General features: G+C 63.0%; 3 protein-coding genes. All 3 read left to right on the forward strand.

All coding sequences use genetic code 11. The features are described 5' to 3' along the window. Positions 1-1,112, forward strand: a 1,112-nt coding sequence (locus AC1DUU_RS26350) for a molybdopterin-dependent oxidoreductase (RefSeq protein WP_476786312.1), incomplete at its 5' end; no start/stop codon positions are given. Continuing rightward, entirely contained in the window at positions 1,109-2,413 is a 1,305-nt protein-coding gene (locus AC1DUU_RS26355; protein ID WP_476786313.1) for an NAD(P)/FAD-dependent oxidoreductase, read from the forward strand. The genes AC1DUU_RS26350 and AC1DUU_RS26355, both read left to right, overlap by 4 nt. Before the next feature lie 48 nt (positions 2,414-2,461). After that, complete coding sequence (locus AC1DUU_RS26360; protein WP_476786314.1) at positions 2,462-3,427, forward strand: ornithine cyclodeaminase family protein; 966 nt, start codon at positions 2,462-2,464, stop codon at positions 3,425-3,427. Positions 3,428-3,604: the final 177 nt, after the last annotated feature.

Consider the following 3,604-nt stretch of genomic DNA (forward strand, 5'->3'; position numbering starts at 1 on the left):
ATCCCGGTGCGCCCTTCACCTACAACGGCAAGACGCATAAATATCCCGACATCCACCTGGTCTACTGGGCCGGCGGCAATCCGTTCCACCATCACCAGGACCTCAACCGCCTGCTCACAGCCTGGCAGAAGCCCGCCACCGTCGTCGTCAACGAGCAGTACTGGACGCCAACCGCCAAGCGCGCCGACATCGTTTTACCGGCCACGATTTCACTGGAGCGCGACGACATCGGCTCGGCGACGCGCGAGGCGTTTTTCGTGGCTATGAAGCAAGCGGTGCCAGCCGCAGGTGAAGCTCGCGATGATTATGCGATCTTCGCCGACCTGGCCGACAGACTCGGCTGCGGCGAGACATTTTCGGAAGGGCTGGACGCCGCCGGCTGGCTGTCGCGGCTCTATGAGGAAAGCCGTGTCGTCAATCGCGAGCGCGGGCTCGAACTGCCCGATTTCGAGACGTTCTGGCGCGAAGGACTGATCGACCTCACCCCGCTCGACCACCCCGTCACCATGCTAGCCGATTTTGTCGCCGATCCGGAGAAGAAGCCGCTCGGCACGCCGTCGGGCAGGATCGAGATCTTCTCGCAGCGAATTGCCGGTTTCGAACTGGAGGATTGCCCCGGCCATGCCACATGGTTGGCGCCGGCCGAATGGCTGGGCGCCGAACTCGCGGTCACATATCCGCTGCACCTTTTGACCGATCAGCCAGCCCGCAGGTTGCACAGCCAACTCGACGCCAGCCCGCATAGCGTCGGCGGCAAGTCCCACGGCCGCGAGTTGGTCTACATGAACACTACCGATGCCGCGCAACGTGGCCTGTCCGAAGGCCAGATCGTAGAACTGTTCAACCATCGTGGCCGCTGCCTCGCGGCCGTGACAATCACCGACGACATCATGCCCGGCGTTGCCCGGCTCAACACCGGCGCCTGGTTCGATCCCGACCCCGTCACCGGGCTCGAAAAACACGGCAATCCGAACGTCCTGACGCTCGATGTGCCGGCATCAGGCCTATCGCAAGGCTGCAGCGCCCAGACCTGTTTGATCGAGATCGCAGCCTTTAGCGGTCCAGTTCCTCCTGTAACCGCCTTTTGCCTACCGGAATTCGAGACATTATGAGCACCGCACAAACCGCGCCCCGCCAGTACATGCGCACTGTGTGGTGGAAGACCGCCAATCCGGCACCGGTCACTCAGCCACTGTGTGACACAAGCAAAGTCGATGTCGCCATCATCGGCGCCGGTTTCACCGGACTTACAGCTGCGCTGCATCTTGCCCGGCGTGGCGCCCGCGTCGCCGTGCTTGAGGCCGAAACGATCGGCAGCGGGGCGAGCGGGCTCAATGCCGGGTTTGTGGTCCCGAATTTCGCCAAGGCTGACCCGACGGCCGTAGTTGCCAAGCTTGGCGAAGAGCGCGGCCACAGGCTGCTCGAGATGATCGGCGAAGGCGCTGACAGCGTCTACGCTACTATCCGCGAAAACGGCATAAGTTGCGATGCCGAGCAGGTCGGCTGGATGCATGTCGCGCATTCGGAAAAGATGCTTGATGTGCTCGAAAACAGGGCCCGGGCATGGCAATCCCTTGGCCGCCCCGTGCGTATGCTCGACGCTGTCGAAGCGCACCGCCGCGCAAGCCTCAAGCATAACGCTGGCGCCCTCATCGACGAGAGCGGCGGCACGCTGCATCCGCTCAACTACGCCTACGGATTGGCGAGCGCTGCCATCAAGGCCGGCGCCTCTATCCACGAGCGCGCGCCTGTCCAGGCCGTTGAACGGTCTGGCAAAGGGTGGCGGCTGACCAGCGGTCAAAGCACACTCATTGCGGATATCGTTTTGCTGTGCACCAATGCCTCGGAGCAAGGCGCAGCGCGCCGTTTAGGCCGAATCGTCGTGCCGCTGCGCGTCTACCAGATCGCCACCGCCCCGCTCGACGAGGTCACCGTGCGGCGCATTTCGCCCAGCCGAAACCCAGTTGCCGACACACGCGCCAATCTCTTCACCTTCAGGCTCGACCGCGACAACCGCCTGATCAGTGGCGGCATGTCGGTGCTGCCTGTGGGTGCCGAACCGCGCATGGCCGCGATGATCGCAAGGCGATTGCAGGCCGAGCTCGGTCTACCGCGACTTCCCGCAGTTGAAAGCGTCTGGCGCGGCACGGCTGCCATGACGACCGATTTCCTGCCTCATGTCTATGAATTCGGTCCGCGCTTCATCGGCGGCATCGGCTGCAACGGACGAGGCATAGCGTTGACGGCGATGCTCGGCGAGGTGTTGGCCAACGCCGCGTTGGGCAAACCGCTAGACGAATTGCCGATCCCACAGGCCTCGCCGCGCGCGCTGCCCTTCCGCAGCTTTGCCGCTGCAGCCCCTTCTGTTGCCATCGCACAAGCCAGATGGCAGGACCGTCGACAGGGATTGTGATCCACCGCGACAATTCCACACCTGTCGCCGACAATGGAGCCGGGACTCATGCTCATTCTGAACCAGCAGGCAGTCGCCCTAGCTTTGCCCATGGCCGATTGCATCGACGCGATGAGCGATGCGCTTTTGGATTTTGCCCAGGGCAAGTACCAGCTGTTTCCACGCCACCAGCTCAACCCTGGACCTGGCGAAGTGCTGATGGGGCTGATGCCGGTGTTTTCGCGCGCCGGCGGGGAGAAGATGTGGTGCCTCAAAGACGTGCTCGTTGCGCATGACAACCACAGGCGCGGCCTCGACAACCATCAGGGCGCGGTGCTGCTGAATGACGGCGATACCGGCCAGCTCCGCGCTGTCCTCGATGCCACGGAAATCACCGCGCGTCGCACCGCTGCGACCTCGGCTGTGGCGACAGCCGCACTGGCCAGGCCGAACGCGAAAACAGTCGCCATCCTTGGCACCGGAACGCAGGCAGCGACGCACATCGAGGCGCTGCGCCATGTTATTCCCGACGCGCGCTTCATCCTATGGGGCCGATCACGAGACAAGCTCGGGGCGCTTGCCAAGGCAAACGGGGCCGAGATGGCCGCTAGCCCAAGGGACGCAGTCGCCGAAGCCGATGTGGTCTGCACCCTGACCGGCTCGAAAGAACCTATCATCGAGCTTAGCTGGCTCAAACCAGGCTGCCACATCAACGCCGTCGGCTCCAGCAACCGCACAGCGCGCGAACTCGGCGACGACATCGTCGTTGCTTCTACCTTCTTCGTCGATTCGCGCAGCCAGGCGGCGGCGGAATGTGGCGAGCTTTTGCAGCCCCTCGAAAGAGGCGTCATCGGTGCCGACCATGTCCGTGCCGAACTCGGCGAGGTGCTTGCCGGCTTGCACCCTGGCAGGAYATCCCCTTCCGAACTGACCGTCTTCAAGTCGCTCGGCATTGCCGTCGAAGATGCCGCGGCCGCGCACCGCGCCGTAAGAAACGCGCTTGCACAAGGCATAGGCCAGCAGGTCGATTGGTAGCAACGCAAGCAAGCGCGCAAACGTCGCGGCCGAATTGATACGGCGCGGCGCTTTTTCTATGTTATGTGCTCATTCATCGTTTGATCAAAGAGGAAGACGAATGAACGTCGAATTCCTGGAACCCGTATCGTCACGTTCGACAATTCAGGACGGCGTCTACCGTCAGCTGCGCAAGGC

Source organism: Aminobacter sp. P4_H6_2 (assembly GCF_056400805.1).

Excerpts from the sequence above, each read along its gene's own strand:
- AC1DUU_RS26355 (WP_476786313.1), top strand. The coding sequence starts at position 1,109 with ATGAGCACCGCACAAACCGCGCCCCGCCAGTACATGCGCACTGTGTGG.